Source organism: Bradyrhizobium shewense, assembly GCF_900094605.1.
GTDB lineage: Bacteria > Pseudomonadota > Alphaproteobacteria > Rhizobiales > Xanthobacteraceae > Bradyrhizobium > Bradyrhizobium shewense.
The window spans coordinates 66924-84019 of sequence record NZ_FMAI01000001.1; the positions used below are offsets into that span (position 1 = coordinate 66924).

The following is a 17096-nucleotide window of genomic DNA, read 5'->3' on the forward strand; positions in this document are numbered from 1 at the left end:
ATGATGACCGAAATCACCTGCAAGCTCCTCGTCATCGGCGCCGGCCCCGGCGGGTACACCTGCGCGATCCGTGCCGGCCAGCTCGGCATCGATACGATCATCGTCGAGGCCGAGAAGCCGGGTGGAACCTGCCTCAATGTCGGCTGCATTCCTTCCAAGGCCTTGATCCATGCGGCCGGTGAGTATGAAACCATTGCGCGCGCCTCGGCGGGCGAGAGCGCACTGGGCATCACCACGGCGAAGCCGTCTCTCGACTTCGCCAAGACCATCGCCTGGAAGGACAATATCGTCCGACGTCTGAACGGCGGTGTGGCTGGTCTCTTGAGAAGGGCCGGTGTCAGGCCAGTGACTGGCTACGCCCGTTTCCGCGACGGCAAGACCGTCGAGGTCGAAACGCAATCCGGCCGGCAGGTGATCCATGCCGAAAAGGTGGTGATTGCGACAGGCTCCGAGCCGGCTGCGCTGCCGTTTCTTCCCTTCGGCGGCCGGGTGATCTCTTCGACCGAGGCATTGGCGCTCACCGAAATCCCGAAGAAGCTTGTCGTGGTCGGCGGCGGGTACATCGGTCTTGAGCTCGGCACTGCATTCGCGAAAATCGGCACGGCCGTCACGGTCGTGGAGGCCGCTCCACGCGTTCTCCCGCAATATGATCGCGACTTGAGCGAGCCCGTCGCAAGGCGCCTGACCGCGCTCGGGGTCACGGTTTTGACGGACGCAAAGGTGAAAGCACTCGCCACCGACGGAACGGCGCTGGCGGTCGAGACCGCCGATGGTGAGCAGGCTTCGCTCGCAGCCGACAAGATCCTTGTTACGGTCGGCCGCAGACCCGTGACGAGCGGCTTTGGCCTCGAGCAGCTCGATCTCGACATGGATGGACCCTTTATCCGAGTCGACGACCGATGCCGCACCTCGATGCGCGGCATCTGTGCGATCGGAGACGTCACGGGCGAGCCGATGCTGGCGCATCGCGCCATGGCGCAAGGCGAGATGGTAGCCGAGATCGTTGCCGGCCGCCGTCGTGCCTGGGACCGGATTTCGATCCCGGCGATCTGCTTCACCGATCCCGAGATCGTCACTGTCGGCCTGTCACCGAGCCAGGCGAGTAACAGGGGTTTCGACGTCAAGACGGACCTGTTTCCGTTCAAGGCCAATGGCCGTGCAATGACGCTGGATCGGGAAGACGGCTTCATCCGGACCATTGCGCGAGCCGACAATCACCTCCTGTTGGGTATCCAGGGCGTTGGCGCCGGCATCGCGGAGCTTTCGGCAGCCTTCACTCTTGCGCTGGAGATGGGCGCGCGGCTGGAGGATATCGCCATGACCATCCATGCGCATCCAACCCAAAGCGAAGCCTTTCACGAAGCTGCGCTGAAGTCGCTGGGGCATGCGATTCATATCTAAGCGCAGGCACCACCTGCGCCGTAGAGCTGCCACCTGGCGCCACAACGTGCGCCCATCAAATTCGAGTCGCCGCCAGAACTCGGTTCTTAGCGCCACAACGCAGTCGCAGCGGTCGTCATTCTTGCAGCATCGGAAGCGGAAATCGCGTCTTCGGAGTTCCGGCGCACGCGTCACGCAAACCCTCAGCGAGAGGGCGCACGCCACTTACAGGACATGCATCAAAGGCCCTCGATCACTCAGCTGGGAGAGTCTTGTCGTGAAATTACATTTGTCACAATGACAGATCATATGTATAGTTGATTGAAATGACACAAGCCGCTTAAGCGGCATCGTCAGCCAGGGAGAGCGCCGGAAGCTTCAGATCTCACGACTACAATGACCGCCCCACTCCGAGCGGCGCGGGGCAGCGCATTCGATTCGAGCGACAGACCGTTGCGCGCCCAACGCACGGCATGACACGCGACCCAAAGCAGAGGCGTCATGGTCCGAGTTATTCAGATTTCCGATACGCATCTCAGCCCCAGCAAGCAGCACTTCGAGGCAAACTGGGCGCCCCTTGCGCGCTGGATCGCGCAGCATAAGCCAGATCTCGTCATACATACCGGCGACGTGACGGTCGATGCAGCCGATCAGGAAACCGACGCAGCATATTGCGCGACCCAACTGGCCTCGCTCGGCGTCCCGGTCGTGGCGGTTCCGGGAAATCATGACGTCGGCGAGGTCGGCAATCCGCATCAGCCGGTAAATGTCGAGCGGCTCGATCGCTTTCGCCGCCACTTCGGCGACGACCGCTGGCTACGCGATGTGGACGGTTGGCGCCTGATCGGCCTCAATTCGATGATCCTCGGCGGCGGCCCCGAAGAGGCGCGGCAGACCGAATGGCTCGAGGCCGCGATGGCCGACGCTGCGGGGCGTCGCCTCGCCTGGTTCACGCACCGGCCGCTGTTCATCGAGTCACCGACCGAGGCCGACACCGGTTACTGGTCGGTCAAGCCGGAGCCGCGCCGCGCCCTTCTCGATCTGCTGCAACGCTACCGGGTGGAGATCGTGGCCAGTGGACATCTGCATCGCTGGCACGAAATCCGGCTGAATGGCACGCACTACATTTGGGGGCCGGCGGCCGGCTTTCTGGTCGGTGAGAAACTGGCGCCGCCGATGGGCGGCGCTGCGCGGCTTGGAGCGGTGGTCTACGACATCGACGGCGAGAACATCGACGTGAGCATTCGTCCGGTGCCCGGCCTTACCGATTACTGGATCGACGACGTCGTGCACGAAGTCTATCCGCCGCGCGAAGCTGAGGCGTGAGCTGCGATGGCCGGCCTCACATTGCGCGGCATCCGAAAGACTTTCGGCGACACGGCCGTCCTCAACGACATCGACCTCGATATTGCGGACGGCGAGTTTCTGACGCTGGTCGGCCCCTCCGGCTGCGGCAAGTCGACACTCCTACGCATCATCGCCGGGCTCGAATCGCAGGACTCCGGGTCGGTCTCGATCGGCGGGACTTCGGTCGACCATTTGCGGCCTCACGAGCGCAGAATCGCCATGGTGTTCCAGAATTACGCGCTCTATCCCCACATGTCGGTGTTCGACAACATCGCGCTGCCCCTCACCATGACGCGCCTCAACCTGTTCGAGCGCCTGCCCTTGATGCGTCATCTGTCACTCCGCCGCAGGCGCATCATGAACGAGATCGCGCGTGAGGTGCGGGCCGTCGCGGAGCAGCTTCGCATCGAATCCTTCTTTCACCGCCGCCCTGGACAGCTTTCGGGCGGGCAACGGCAGCGCGTCGCGCTTGGCCGCGCAATGGTGCGTCATCCGCAGGCTTTCCTGATGGACGAGCCATTGTCGAACCTTGACGCCAAGCTGCGTGTGCACATGCGTGGCGAGCTGACCGAGCTGCACGCGCGTCTCGGCGCCACGATGATCTACGTGACACACGACCAGATCGAGGCGATGACGATGTCCGATCGCCTTGCCGTGATGGATCACGGCGACATACTCCAGCTCGGCACCCCCGCCGACGTCTATGAACGGCCCGCCACGACCGCGGTCGCGCAGTTCATTGGCAGCCCGGCGATCAATCTATTTCAGGCTCGTGTCGGCCCCGGTGGCCAGGTCGAGCTGCTCGGCCGGACACTGCCGATCGAAGTCCGCAACGCGCCGACGCCGGAACTGACGGTCGGCGTGCGTCCGGAAGCGATGCGGATCGGAGGCGGACCGTGCGCCGTCACGTGCAGGTTCCGGCGCCGCGAAAATCTCGGCTCGGAATGCATCCTTCACTTCGATCTCGTGGCCTCCCCGGAAGTGGCGGTGCTCTGCCGGGTCGACAACGGCATCCCCATCCCCGAGGGCGAAGTCCCGCTGGCCTTCGAGCCACGGGATTGCCACGTCTTCGACAACAACGGCCGCCGCATCGAGGTGGAAAGCCGCAATGCAGCCGGCCGCGACCTGCGCCGTGCGAGCGAGGTCCGATGAACACGGTCGCGGCTCAAGTCACTCCGCTCGACGCGGTGCCGCCAGCCGGCGGCCAGCGATGGGTCGAGCGGTTCGCGGGCTTGGGCTTTGCCGCACCGGCGTTCATCTTGCTGGTCCTGACGAATCTGGCGCCGCTGGCTGCTCTCGCCTTCCTGAGTTTCACCAACTACGAACTGGGTGCACTCGACTTCTCGTTCGTCGGCTTCAAGAACTTCGGCGCGGCGCTCCAGGATCCCGTGATCCGTCGCTCGGTTACCAATACCCTGCTCTACGTGGCGATTGTCGTGCCCGGCGGCGTCCTGCTCTCTCTGCTGGTCGCAATCCTGATCCACCAGCGCAAGCGCACGCGCAGCCTCTATGAGGTTATCTATTTTCTCCCCGTCACCTCGACGCTCATCGCAATGGCCACGATGTGGCAGTTCCTGCTGCACCCGACCCTGGGGCTCATCAATCAGGCTCTCAAGGGGCTGGGTTTTGCCGAGACAGCTTTCCTGAGCGAGCCGCGCCTCGTCATCCCGACGCTCGCCGCGATCGGCATCTGGCAGCTCGTCGGCTTCAACATGGTGCTGTTCCTTGCCGGCCTTTCGGCGATCCCCCGCGATCTCTACGAGGCCGTCGATATTGATGGCGCGAGCCATCCCATTGATCGCTTCCTGAAAGTGACGTGGCCGATGCTTGGTCCGACGACGATGTTCGTGACCGTGACGACCTTCATCACCGCGTTCAAGATCTTCGACACGGTTACGGTGATGACGCGTGGTGGCCCCGGAGGCGCATCCGAGGTGCTCCTGTATGCCATCTATCTGGAGGGATTTCAGTACTTTCACATGAGTTATGCGGCGACGCTCACACTCGTCTTCCTAGCGTTCACGCTCGTGTTCTCGGTGCTGCAAACCTTCATCCTTGACCGACGGGTGCACTATTGATGCGCACCTCGGCCACGATCACTCGCCCGCCTACGCCGGTGGCGATCCGGATGCGGCGCCTCGTGTCGCTTGCGCTCGTCCACGCGGTGCTGATCGGCGGCGCAGTCTTCATGCTGCTGCCGTTCGTTTTCATGCTGACAAGCGCGATCAAGCCGCCGGGCGAGATCTTCGAGGCGACGTTCCGGCTCTGGCCGCGCCAGTTCTACGGATGGCAGAACTTCGAATCTGCCCTGAGCACCGCGCCGCTCCTGCGTTTTCTGCTCAACGGTCTCATCGTCTGCGGCGGAATCCTCGTCGTCCAGCTGCTGGTCGCGATTCCCTGCGCCTATGCGCTCGCCAAGTTGAAGTTTCCGGGACGGCCGATCCTGTTTTCGCTGGTCCTGCTCGGACTCTGCATTCCGGTCCAGGCGCCCTCGCTCCCGCTCTACATCGCGTTCGCCGAGCTCGGCATCCTCAACACCTACCTCTCGATGATGATGCCCTTCTTCCTGTCGGTGTTCGCGATTTTCCTGTTCCGCCAGTTCTTCAAGTCCTATCCGGACGAGATCATCCAGGCCGCGCGGCTCGATGGCGTCGGTGAGTTCGAAATCGTGTGGCGCATCGTCGTGCCGAGCGCCTGGCCGGCGATCGCGGCGTTTTCGATCTTCTCCGTCGTGGCGCACTGGAACGACCTGTACTGGCCGCTCATCGTCGTCTCCGACACCAAGCTCGCAACGCCGCCGCTCGGCATGATGTATTTCGCCGATTCCGAGTTGGGATCGAATTACGGTGCACTCGCCGCCGGCGCCACCATCATCACGGCGCCGCTGGTCATCGCATTCCTGATCGCGCGGCGGCATTTCATTGCCGGCATCACGATGACCGGAATCAAATGACTTCAACAACCGCCAGGGAGACACCGTCATGCTGCATCGCCGAGACCTCCTGAAGAGCGCCGCGGCCGTCGGGACGACCGCGCTTTCGAGCCCGTTCCTGACGCGATCGGCCCACGCGCAGGACGTTACGCTAGATGTACTTTATGCCTTTCCTGCCTTCGCGAAATTCCATGAGCCGATCGCCCAGGAGTTCATGAAGCGGCAGTCGGACATCAAGATCCAGTTCCGGGCGCCGGCGGCGAGTTATGACGAAGGTCATCAGACCATGCTGCGGCAGGCCGTCACGAATCAGCTGCCCGACGTCTACTATTCGGGTTATCACCTCCTCGCCGAGCTCGTGCGCACGCTGGTGAAACGCAACCAGATCACCGAGGTAGCCTCGCTGCTGCAGAAGGAGGACGCCGCCTGGCGCAAGGCCAACTATTCCGACGGAATCCTGGCCCTCGGCGCGGTCGACGGCAAGATCTACGGCCTCGCATTCAATGCGTCGCTGCCGGTCATCTATTTCAACACGCAGCTCGTGAAGGAGGCGGGCGGCGATCCGGACAAGATGCCCGACAATTGGACGGACATGATCGCGCTCGCCGTCAACATCAAGAGCAAGGGATCCGATGTCGCCGGCATAGCCTATAACATCCATGACTGGCCCGACGACTGGCTGTTCCGTTCCCTGATCTTGCAAGGTGGCGGCCAGATGCTCGATGCATCGGAAACCGCTGCCGGCTTCGGCAACGATGCCGGGCTGAAGGCTCTGGCCCATTGCCGGCGGTTCGTGGCGGATGCCAAGATGCCGCTGATCGATTGGGACTCCTCGCGCCAACAGTTCATCGCCGGGAAAATCGGCATTTTCGCCGACACGCCGGCCCGGTTGCGTCAGGTCACGGATCTGATCGGCGACAAGTTCACCTTGCGCACCTGCACCTTCCCGATCGACGACAAGCAGAAGGGTGGACTGCCCACCGGCGGCAACGCGGCAATCATCACGGCGAAAGATCCGGCAAAGCAGCGGGCCGCCTGGGAGTTCCTGAAATTCGTGAGCGGACCGGAAGCGCAGAAGATCGTGGTAGAGACCACGGGCTACATGCCGACCAATTTGCGCGCCTCGGGGCCCGAATTCCTGACTCCATTTTACGACAAGAACCCGAACTTCCGCACCGTGTCGCAGCAGATCGAGCGCGCGAAGCCATGGCAGGGCTATCCAGGCGGACAGTCCGTGAAGATCTGGCGCACGCAGCGCGAGATCATCCATGCCGTCATGCGCGGCGAGACGACCGCCGAGGCCGGGCTCGATCGCATGGTCAAGGAAAGCAACGCCTTGATGAAGAGTTCGTAAGCAACGGACAGCCGGCCACAGCAGGTGGCCAAGCGCTGGTAAAGGCCCTTCTCCCCGGAACAGGACTGCCGTGTTCATCATTGCCCAGCTGAGCGATTTCCATGTGCGTCCGCATGGCAAGAAAGCTTACGGCGACATCGATACCAACGCGATGTTTCACGACGCGATCGACGCCGTGCTGAACCTCGATCCTCAACCCGACTGCGTCGTGGTCAGCGGCGATCTGACGGATTGCGGGCTCGAGGAGGAATACGAGATTGTCGCCGCCGGCCTGGCAAGGCTGCCGATGCCGGTATTCGTCATTCCCGGCAACCACGACCGGCGCGAGCAATTCATACGGTCGCTGCGACCACGCCACCGCTATCTTCCGTCCGACGGCTTCATCAACTTTGTCGTGGACGATTTCCCGGTCCGGCTGATTTTCCTCGACAGCGTCGAGGTCGGACAGACCCACGGGACTTTCTGCGCGGCACGGCAGCAGTGGCTACGCGAAGTGCTCGCGGCTGGAGGCGGCAAGCCGACGGTCAATATCATTCATCATCCGCCGTTCCTCGTCGGAGCCGACGGAATGGACGAGCTGGGTATCAGCGAGGCTACAGCGCTCAACGCAATCATCAAGGACCATCCGGACATCGAACGCGTGCTGTGCGGTCACTATCACCGCTCGATCACGGTGCGCTACGCGGGGACCGTGGGCTATGTGGCGCCGAGCACGGCGCACCAGGTCGCGCTCGACCTGGGGCCCGGTCATGGTAACCGCTTCATCAAGGAGCCGCCGGGATTTGCCTTGCACTGTTGGCGGCCGGACATGGGCATCAGCAGCCATCTCGTTCCGATCGGAGACTATGGTCGCCCGTTCGACATCGCGCCCGATCGGGACGATCCGGGAATCGAGGACCGCAAGAGCCTTCCGACGCTGCTAGGGCGCGCAGAGGCCGTCGTTGCTGAGGCTGCGGCCAGGCTGGTCGCGATGCAATCCACGCCGCTACGCACAGAGCGCAAGGACGGGCTAGATATCGTCACCGAGGCGGATCTTACCTCCGAGGCGATCGTCGTCGCGGGCTTGAAGGCGCTGACGCCGGATGCTGGCATCCTGGCCGAGGAGAGCGGCGCGAGCCAAGGGGACCATGCTGCGCGCTGGATCATCGATCCGCTCGACGGGACGATCAACTACGCGCGGGGGCTGCCGTGGTTTTCCGTGACGGTCGCCTACGAGGTCGGCGGCGAGACGAAACTTGGCCTGATCAACGCTCCCAAGATCGGGCTGACGGCGCGCTATCTTGCGGGAGAAGGCGCGACGATCGACGGCGCGCCGGCACGCGTCTCCACGACGCGTTCGCTGTCGGATGCGGTCGTCTCGGTGATTCTGACCTCGCATTTCTCGCCCGACGAAGTCCAGCGGACGACGCGTGTGATCGAACTGCTTGGCAAAGTGGCGCGCGGCGTGCGTATCGTGGTCTCGGGCGCCGTTGAGACGGCGATGGTCGCGTCGGGTCGCCTGGACGGATTTGTCTCACTGAAAGCCGACATCGTCTCGCACGCGGCCGCGATGCCGATGGTGTGGGCGGGCGGCGGGCAGGTCACGACACTGACGGGGCGTCCGTGCCGCAACGACGATCTCGACAAGATCGCTTCCAACGGATTGATCCACGAGGAATTGCTGGCTCTGGTGCGACACGCGCTGCAATGACGGAGCTTTATCTCGGAAACAGCTTGTCGCGAATGTAGCGCGAGGTCGGGGTCAGTCTGGCGCCGCGCGGCTTGCGCCAAACCGCTCGATCGATCTCCTTCTTGTCGCCGACCTTCAGCCGCCCCGACACCTTCTTGGCCAGGAAGATCGCATCGCTCATCCGCCGGCCGGTTCGGCCCTTCCTCGCTTTCACTTCCTTCCATAGTTTCAATGGCCCGAGCTTCAGCTTGGGAAGCTCCTCCCTGATCTCGCGACGAAGGCAGCTCCTGTCGCTCTCGCCTGCCCGCTTTCGGCCGCCGGGAAACATCCAGAGCCCGTCACGCCTGCGCCGCACCATGAGAAGGCGCCCTTTTCTTGCGACGACCAACTTTGACGATTTCGCCATTGGCACCAGTCCTGCCGAGCACTTGCGAGATCGCGCTCAATCTACGGGCAGATGATCGCCTTGATGATGCCGTCGCGCCGCGCGACCTGTTGCTCGAACGCGGCAGGCGTCTGGTCGAGCGAGAAACGATGCGTGGCCAGCGGCGCCAGCTTGACCTGCCCGCCTTGCGCAAGCGCGATGGCGCGCGGATAAACTTCCGGCATGCGCCGTGAAAACTTGATCGACAGGCCCTTTCGACGCGACTCCGCGCCGCTGAGGATGTACTGATTATTCTCCGGGATGCCGACGAGGACGACCCGGCCACCGATGCGGGCGCAGCGCGCCGCGTGCTCGAAGCCGTGCGATGAGTCGGTCGCCTCGATCACCAGATCGACGCCGCGGCCTTCGGTGGCGTCCCCGACCTCGGCGTAGCTGCGGCACGCCACGTCCGCCCCGAGGTCGCAGGCCAGTGCAGTACGCTGCTCGACAGGATCGATCGCGATGATCTTTCCGCTACCTGCAAGCCGCGCCAGTTGCACGAGCAGCAATCCCACCGGCCCGCAGCCGAGCACCGCCACGCTTTCCAGAAGCCGCGGGCGCGCCAGATCCATCGCATGGATCGCGACGCCAAGCGTCTCCAGCATCGCCGCGCCAGCCGGGTCGATGCTGTCAGGCACCAGATGAACGGCGGATCGGGGCACGCAGACGAATTCGGCCATGGCGCCGTTGTGAGGCGCGTAGCCCAGGAATTTCACGTTGGGGCAGAGATTGGTGTGACCGCGGTGACACCATTCGCAACGGCCGCAGGGAATGGAAGGATCGACCGCCACCAACGCGTCGGCCGAGAACCCCGCTTTTCGCGCCGAGTCCGGCGTGAGGACACCCGAGAACTCATGGCCCAGGACGAACGGTCTGACGCGCGTCGGGCCAGTTGTTCCGCCCTCCAGATAGGAATGCAAATCGCTGCCGCAAACGCCGACGGCCTTGACGCGGACGATGAGTTCGTCCTCCGCAAGCGGCCTCGGCTCGGGGATATCGAGGACGCGGATATCACGAATGTCCTGGAGCACCGCAGCGCGCATATCGACGCCATCCTTCTGAGCAATTGTCTCTCCTATATTACATATGTAACCATGAGGTGACAAATGCTTTTGCGCGCCTTTCGGCACGCGCGTGGGCTATCGCGCCCTCGGTGCCGCAGGCGCGGGAGCCCTTCGCCGGTACGAGAATGCGGCTATTTTTGCTTGTCGATCAGTTTCAGCGCGGCGACGGCGGTGTTCTCGTCCGTCACCAGCACCTTGCCGATCCGGCCGCGCAGCACCGCGGCGATGATCGGCGCCTTGTTGAGCCCTCCGGCGATCAGCATCGACGTCGGCACGCGCGCCAGTTTCTCGAGCGGCAGCGCAATGGCGCGGCTGTTGATGCCGTGATCTATGGGCCGGCCGGTCTTATCGAGAAACTGCGCCAGAACGTCGCCGACGGCGCCTGCCGCCCGCAGGTGCTCGGCACGAACGTCCGGCGGCAGCCCATGCCGCATCAGCAGCGAGCGCGGCGTCAGGTCTCCCATGCTCAACAGCGCTAGATCGATCTTCTCGACGCTGTTCAGCACCTCCTGATAGACCTCCTGAGCCAGAAAGGTGTCGCGCGAACGCCGGCTGCTGACAAAAATCGGCGCGGCCAGATAGCTGCACTGGGCGTGCAGCCGGTGCGCGAGCTCACCTGCAATCTCGAAGGTATTGAGCTCGAGTCCACGCGACAGTCCCCCCATCATGGAGACGATGGAGAGTTCGGGATAGTCCGCCGGCGTGACGTAACGGATGGTCTCACGCAAGGTCGCGCCCCAGCCGATACCGATGATGCGCGGCCGCTTCTGTTCGAGGAATTTCGATAAATACGCGCCCGCCGCCATCCCGATCAGGCTGCCGACCTGCTCGGGATTCTCCGGGCTCGGGATGACGACCGCGTCCTCGAGACCGCATTCCCGGCGCAAGCGGTGCTCCAGCTCCGTGCAACTCGCAAAGGCGGAGTTGAGGCGGATGTTGACGATACCGGTCTGCCGGGCATCCGACAGCATGCGATTGACGCGGGCGCGGGTCAGCCCTAGCCGCTCGCCGATCTCGGCCTGGGTCAGGTTCTCCATGTAATAGAGCCAGGCGACCCGCAGGATGGTTTGGTCAGTCACGGCGCAGCCCCCACAGCGGCCTCAAGGCACAGTCAGACGTCGGAGCATTTGAGGCGATCTTTCGTTGGTCGTCAAATCTGTGCCGTGCGGATCTCGTCATGCGACCCTCGCGCCCGGCGCGCCATCCTCGACCACAAAGCTCGTCAGCCGGCGCACCGCGCTCGCGGCATCCTTGACGTCGTCGAGCGCCTCGAATCCCACAGTGCAATGCCGGGCGTCGAGCTCCACGGTCGCATAGCCGCGCTTGTCGCCACGCGCATAGACCAGATGCGGATTCTCCGCCAGCGCCTTGCGCACGCTGGCTTCGCTCGGACCGTCTGAGGTGATCGACGTGCCGACGAACTCGGTCGCAATGGTCGGTCCATCCGGCCGGGCGAAATCATGCTTCAGATCGGCGGTAAAGAAGGCGTGACGGTCGCCGCCGATCACGATCGGATTGCGTCGGCGTTGCGCCACGAGAGAATCAAGGAGACGGCGGCGGGCATTGGGGTAGCCGTCCCAGCCGTCCATCCAGAAATGCGCGCCGTCGTCCCCGTTTCGCTTGTCCTGCGCCAACAATGTCTGCTGCGCGACGATTGTCCAACGGCCGCGACAGTCGCGCAGTCGTGCATCGAGCCATTGTTCCTGTTGTTCGCCGAGCATCGTCCGCGCTTCATCCGTCCGGCTCACACAGTCAGCCACCCAGGTCGGACGCCCGCTTCCGACGCAGGCCGATGCCGAGCGATATTGCCGGTCGTCGAGCAGCAGCACGTCGAGCATCTCGCCGAAGCGATAGTGTTCATAGATCGTGGCGTCGGCGCCTCGCGGGCGCGCCGAGAGTGGCAGCGGCATGTGCTCGTAATAGGCCTGATAAGCTGCCGCACGGATCTTGAGGAACTGAGCAGCATCGCGCACCGTATAGGAGCGATCATTGGCATAATCGTCCATCACCTCGTGGTCGTCCCAGACCGAAAGCCAGGGAAAGGCAGCGTGCGCCGCTCGCAGGTCGGGATCGCTCTTGTAGAGTGCGTAGCGGTTGCGGAATTCCTCGAGCGTCGTCGGAATTCCGACGCCATGCTGGCGGACGTGGCGCGATCCCCAGGATTTCTCGTAGATGTAGTCGCCGAGATGCACGACCAGGTCGAGGTCGCGTGCGGCCATGTCGCGGTAGGCGGTAAAATAGCCCTGCTCGTATTGCTGGCAGGATGCGAAAGCAAAGCGAAAATGCCGCGCCGCCCTGGCGGGCGCGGTTCGGGTGCGTCCGACCGGGCTGAGCGCCGGGCCGGCGCGGAAGCGGTACCAGTAGACGCGATCCGGCCGCAGCCCCATCGCCTCGGCATGCACGGAATGCGCAAGGTCCGCGGTCGTCCGCACGACGCCGTGGGAGGCGACGCGCGAGAAGGCCTCGTCCTCCGCAACCTGCCATTCGACGTCCACTGCGGCGTCCCGCATGCCGCCGCCCTCGAGCGGCTGCGGAGCAAGGCGGGTCCACAGGATGACGCGATCCTCGCGCGGGCATCCGGACGCAACGCCGAGCGTGAAAGGATCTGCGCTGAACGAAACCGGCGCTCCCCGGACGAACCCGGCGGGCGCAGCCAAGGCGGCGCTCGCCAGCGATCCCACGAGAAAGCGACGGCGGGGAATCATGGGCGCTCCGGCATCGTTTCGAGCCTGCGGCGAATGCTCACGGCGAGATCCGGCCGATCGGTCGTGATCTGCCGCACCGGTCGGGCAAGCCAGTAAGCGATCTCCTCCGGCTCGTTGGTCACCCATGCACCGAGACGCTCGGATCCGAGCATCTTGAGGGCGAGCGGCAACGTGAGCCCCAGGAGCGATTTTTCGACCGCGACGATGCAGCCGGGAATGGCAGCCAATTGAGTCAACGCGGGCTCAATTCCGCCCATCATCTCAGCCGAACGACGGTCGAGCGAAACGAGCACCCGCGCCTCCGGCCACAGCCCGAGCACGGTCTCGATCACGCCGGGCACGAAGCAGGTGATGATTGCACGCCGTTCCAGGCCCCGGCGCTTGATCTCGCTGATCAGCCGCGCCTCGAGGCCCGAATAGGAATTGCCAAGCGCATCCGTCTTGATCTCGATGTGGAGCTCGAGCGTGGTTTCGCTGAACACATCGAGCACCTCGTCCAAGGTCGGAATGCACTCATCGCCCGCATCACGAAGACGCATTGCCGTCAAGCGTCGCAAGCTGCGCTCGCCCACCGGTCCGCTCTCGAATGTGGTGCGGTCGAGCAGCGGATCATGGATCACGACGACACCGCCATCCGTACTCTGATGGACGTCGAACTCGACTGCGTCGACCCCTTCCCTGCACACATTGCGGAAGCCCGTCAGGCTGTTCTCCGGCCAAAGATTGCGTCCGCCGCGATGCCCGGCGATGAAAACCATGATCAGTCCCTATTTGCTGCTGTCGACAAGACCCTTGATGAACCAGCGCTGCAACAATAGGACGACCAACACCGGCGGCAACATCGTGAGGAGCGCACCACTCATGGCGATGTTCCAGGCCGGCTCGCTGTCGGAGCGCGGGATCAGGCCCTTCAACGCAATGACCGCCGTTGCCATGTCCTTGTCAGTCGTGAACAGCAAAGGCCAGAGATATTGATTCCAGCCGAACAGGAACAGGATGATGGCAAGTGCCACCATGTTCGGAACGGACAGCGGCAGCAGGATGCTCCAGAAGAAGTGCAGCGGCGAGGCGCCGTCCAGCCTCGCCGCCTCGCACAGCTCCTCCGGGATCGTCAGGAAGAATTGGCGAAAAAGGAACGTGGCAGTGGCTGAGGCAATCAGCGGAAGGATCAGCCCCGGATAGGTGTTGACCATGTTCCATTCGAGCGCGATCGCGACCTCGTGCCCGCTGATCCAGCGCCAGAGATCGGCGATATGCAGCGTATCCAACAGCCATTGCAGGGGCAGCGCCGCATTTGCCACGGCTTCGAAGGTCGGCACGATCCGGACCTCGATCGGCAGCATCAGCGACGTGAAGATCAGCCAGAATGCGAGCATTCGATAGCGGAATCGGAAGTATGTGATGGCGAAGGCCGAGAGCAGCGATACCGCGATCTTGCCGGCCGTGATCCCGAGCGCCACGATAATCGAATTCGCGAAGGTGCGGCTGAAATTGCCCTTGCTCCAGGCCAGCTGCAGATTGTCGAAGAACTGGCCTCCCGGCAGCCATGGCAACGGAACTTTCTGCACCTCGGCCACCGTGAGCGAGCCGGCCACGAATGCGAAATACAGCGGTACGCAGACCATCAGCGCGCCGGCGATCAGGATCGCGTGGCAGAGCATGTTGAGGATCGGTGAGCGTTCCACCATGCGGCTAGACCCCGTAATTGACCTTGCGGTCGAAGTAGCGGAATTGCAGCAGCGTGCAGATCAGCGCAAAGCTCATCAACAGAACCGACTGTGCAGCCGAAGAGCCAAGATCGAGATTGACGAAGCCGTCGACGAAGACCTTGTAGACCAGAATGTTGGTTGCACCGGCCGGGCCGCCCTTGGTCACGGCATCGATGATGGCGAAGGTTTCGAAGAAGCCATAGATGAAATTCATCACCGTGAGGAAGAAGATGGTGGGCCCGAGCATCGGCAACGCGATCGAGACGAAGCGGCGGATCGGTCCCGCGCCGTCCACGGCGGCAGCCTCCATCAGGGACACCGGCACCGCGAGCAACCCCACGACCAGAAAGATATAGTCGTAGCAGATGTGCTTCCATGACGCGGCCAGCGTCACCAGGATCAGCGCATCGGCCGGATTGAGGTTGGGGTCCCATGCAATACCGAGCCCCTGCAGCACCTGTGCGAGCGGGCCGACCGCCGGATTGAACAGGAAGGCCCACAGGATACCGGCGATCGCGGGCGCAATGGCATAGGGCAGCAGGATGATGGTGCGATAGGCGGAGCGGCCACGCACGATCCTGTCGGTGGCAAAGGCCAGCACGAGCGCGCTGCCCAATGTGAGCACATTCTGCGCCACCGTGAACCAGAACGTCACCGTGATCGACTGGCGGTAGTCGCTGCTCGCAAGCAGCGTCTTGAAATTGTCGAACCACACGAACTGAACGTTGGTGCCGAATGGATCGCTGAGCAGAACGGACTGCATCAGCGCCCGCAGCGACGGAATGAAGAAGAAGAACAGCAGGATCAGCAATTGCGGCAGCAAGAGCAGTGTCGGCAGGCCGGGACCGTCGCCGAAATTGGCGCGCTTCAGTCCGGCCTCCTCACGCGGTCGCGTTCTGCCCGACCAACGCGAGCCGCCGGCGACTGCCGCCGGCACGGCCTTGGACCCACCGCCCCCGTGCCTTCCCTGAAGCACGGGTGCGCGTGCCTCGCGCCACGGGATGGACAGGCGCAACGTCATGGACGCTCGGTTTCCGGAGTCTTCCCGGCATTCAGCTTTTCGAACTGCCGCAGGATCTCGTTACCCCGCTTGACTCCGTCATCCATGGCCTGCTGCGGCTGCTTCTGACCGGCAAACACCGCCTCGACCTCCTGGCGCTGGGCCAGCATCGTCTGCACGAAGTTGCCAAAGCGGAAGCCACGCGAATTCTCGTTCGGCGTGCCGCGCGAGAGCTGCAGCACGGCGATCTCCCTGGTCGGGTGATCCTTGTAATAGCCCCGCTCCCGCGCGACCGCATAGGCGCGGTTGGTGGCGGGAACATAGCCGGTTGCGCCATGCCACCAGACCTGGGTTTCCGGCTGCGCGACGAAATCCAGGAAGGCTGCGACGGCCTCGTATCGCTCCGGCGTGTGGCCCTTCATGACCCAGATGGCCCCACCCCCGATGGTGCTGTTGAGCGGCGGATTGATGTCGCTCTCGTGCGGCAGGAAGGTGGCGCTCCAATTGATGGTCGCATTGCGCTCGATGTTGCCGTGCGAGGCGGTCGAATTGACGAAGGTCGAGCAACGCCCCGACGTGAACAATTGTTCCGGACTGAAGCCCTGGCCAGCGATCTGCATCACGCCGTCGTCGAGCCATTTCTTGAGCCGCGCGACTTGCGACACCACCTTCGTCTTGTTGTAGACGAACTCGGTGCCGAGCCCGTCGAAGCCGTTCGCTAGCGTACCGTAGGGCTGGTTGTTGATGGCGCTGTAGTTCTCGAGCAGGCTCCAGTAGAAATCGCCGGGCAGCACCGTGCCGCACTCGCTGATTCCCTTGGACTTGATGGTGTAGAGCTGCTTCTCCAGCTCCTGCCAGGTGTCGGCCGGCTTGTCGAAGCCGGCCTTCTGGAAGTGATCCTTGTTGTACCAGAAGATCGGCGTCGACGAGTTGAAGGGCATCGCCGACATCCGGCCCTTGTAGCTCCAGAAGCTTGCGACGGGTTTGATGAAGTCCGAGAAGTCGATCTTGTAACCCTTCTGCTCCACCAAATCCTGCACGGGGACAATGGCCCCTGAAAGCAGCATCGTCATGTAACCGCGCTCGGCGATCTGCACCATCTCCGGCGGCCGCTTGGCACGATAGGCGGCGATCACCCCGTTGGTCACCTCGTCATAGTTCCCCTTGGCGACAGCGACGACCGTGTACTTGTCCTGCGACTTGTTGAACTTCTCGACCAGCTCATTGAGCCGGTCGCCGAGGACGCCACTCATGGCGTGCCACCACTGGACCTCGACCCGTGCCTGCGCCGGACCAACCAATGCCAACGCGCCGAACAAGGCCGCAATGAATGCGACTTTCCTACCCATGGGCAGCCCTCCCTCGCCGGGCAAAAGACCCGGGATATACATTTGTATTTTTATAATGACATATGTGTCGAGATGATGAAAGAGGGTCGAATGTCCTCCGTCGGGCAGTGCCGGCGTCGGAGGCAAGTCGTGCCTGGGGACGCCGGATCCGGTCGGCAAAGGG

Annotated in this window: 15 protein-coding genes; 7 read left to right on the plus strand and 8 right to left on the minus strand. The window is 63.3% G+C overall.

The features are described from left to right. The first annotated feature begins 3 nt into the window (after positions 1-3). The 7 genes from lpdA to GA0061098_RS44655 all read left to right on the plus strand — a co-directional run bounded on the left by lpdA (position 4) and on the right by GA0061098_RS44655 (position 8703). Positions 4-1401: a dihydrolipoyl dehydrogenase gene (gene lpdA / locus GA0061098_RS00295; protein ID WP_091953786.1), complete on the plus strand. Its 1398-nt coding sequence runs from the start codon at positions 4-6 to the stop codon at positions 1399-1401. Between the two features lie 480 nt (positions 1402-1881). Next, positions 1882-2706 (plus strand): metallophosphoesterase family protein, encoded by an 825-nt coding sequence (locus GA0061098_RS00300; protein ID WP_091952255.1) that lies wholly within the window; start codon positions 1882-1884, stop codon positions 2704-2706. 6 nt (positions 2707-2712) lie between these two features. Continuing rightward, entirely contained in the window at positions 2713-3879 is a 1167-nt protein-coding gene (locus tag GA0061098_RS00305) for an ABC transporter ATP-binding protein (RefSeq protein WP_091952260.1), read from the plus strand. Then, entirely contained in the window at positions 3876-4805 is a 930-nt protein-coding gene (locus tag GA0061098_RS00310; protein WP_091952261.1) for a carbohydrate ABC transporter permease, read from the plus strand. The genes GA0061098_RS00305 and GA0061098_RS00310 overlap by 4 nt, the downstream gene beginning before the upstream one ends. A gap of 50 nt (positions 4806-4855) precedes the next feature. Further along, positions 4856-5680 carry a carbohydrate ABC transporter permease gene (locus tag GA0061098_RS00315; protein WP_091953789.1) on the plus strand — a complete coding sequence of 275 codons (825 nt, stop codon included), beginning with the start codon at positions 4856-4858 and terminating at the stop codon, positions 5678-5680. 28 nt (positions 5681-5708) lie between these two features. Beyond that, positions 5709-7013, plus strand: coding sequence for an ABC transporter substrate-binding protein (locus GA0061098_RS00320; RefSeq protein ID WP_091952262.1), 1305 nt, complete (start codon positions 5709-5711; stop codon positions 7011-7013). 70 nt (positions 7014-7083) lie between these two features. After that, entirely contained in the window at positions 7084-8703 is a 1620-nt protein-coding gene (locus GA0061098_RS44655) for an inositol monophosphatase family protein (RefSeq protein WP_165637075.1), read from the plus strand. 7 nt (positions 8704-8710) lie between these two features. Here GA0061098_RS44655 and GA0061098_RS00330 read toward each other — a convergent pair whose 3' ends face one another. The 8 genes from GA0061098_RS00330 to GA0061098_RS00365 form a co-directional block, all read right to left on the minus strand. Next, positions 8711-9088: an NUDIX hydrolase gene (locus GA0061098_RS00330; RefSeq protein ID WP_091952263.1), complete on the minus strand. Its 378-nt coding sequence runs from the start codon at positions 9086-9088 to the stop codon at positions 8711-8713. A gap of 41 nt (positions 9089-9129) precedes the next feature. Continuing rightward, positions 9130-10149, minus strand: a complete 1020-nt coding sequence (locus GA0061098_RS00335) for a zinc-dependent alcohol dehydrogenase (protein ID WP_091952264.1) — start codon at positions 10147-10149, stop codon at positions 9130-9132. A gap of 152 nt (positions 10150-10301) precedes the next feature. Further along, positions 10302-11249: a sugar-binding transcriptional regulator gene (locus tag GA0061098_RS00340; RefSeq protein ID WP_197742265.1), complete on the minus strand. Its 948-nt coding sequence runs from the start codon at positions 11247-11249 to the stop codon at positions 10302-10304. Between the two features lie 96 nt (positions 11250-11345). Then, the gene (locus tag GA0061098_RS00345; protein ID WP_091952265.1) at positions 11346-12875 is read right to left on the minus strand and encodes an alkaline phosphatase D family protein; all 1530 of its coding nucleotides are present in this window, start codon (positions 12873-12875) and stop codon (positions 11346-11348) included. Continuing rightward, a complete protein-coding gene (locus GA0061098_RS00350) occupies positions 12872-13633 on the minus strand; it encodes a glycerophosphodiester phosphodiesterase family protein (RefSeq protein WP_091952267.1) in 762 nt (253 codons plus the stop codon). Before GA0061098_RS00350 ends, GA0061098_RS00345 begins: the two co-directional genes overlap by 4 nt. 9 nt (positions 13634-13642) lie before the next feature. Beyond that, on the minus strand, positions 13643-14563 hold the full coding sequence (locus GA0061098_RS00355) for an ABC transporter permease subunit (RefSeq protein WP_091952270.1): 921 nt from the start codon (positions 14561-14563) through the stop codon (positions 13643-13645). Positions 14564-14567: 4 nt separating this feature from the next. Then, positions 14568-15605 carry an ABC transporter permease subunit gene (locus GA0061098_RS00360; protein WP_091952272.1) on the minus strand — a complete coding sequence of 346 codons (1038 nt, stop codon included), beginning with the start codon at positions 15603-15605 and terminating at the stop codon, positions 14568-14570. After that, positions 15602-16933 (minus strand): extracellular solute-binding protein, encoded by a 1332-nt coding sequence (locus GA0061098_RS00365; RefSeq protein WP_091952275.1) that lies wholly within the window; start codon positions 16931-16933, stop codon positions 15602-15604. The genes GA0061098_RS00360 and GA0061098_RS00365 overlap by 4 nt, the downstream gene beginning before the upstream one ends. Between the last annotated feature and the right edge of the window lie 163 nt (positions 16934-17096).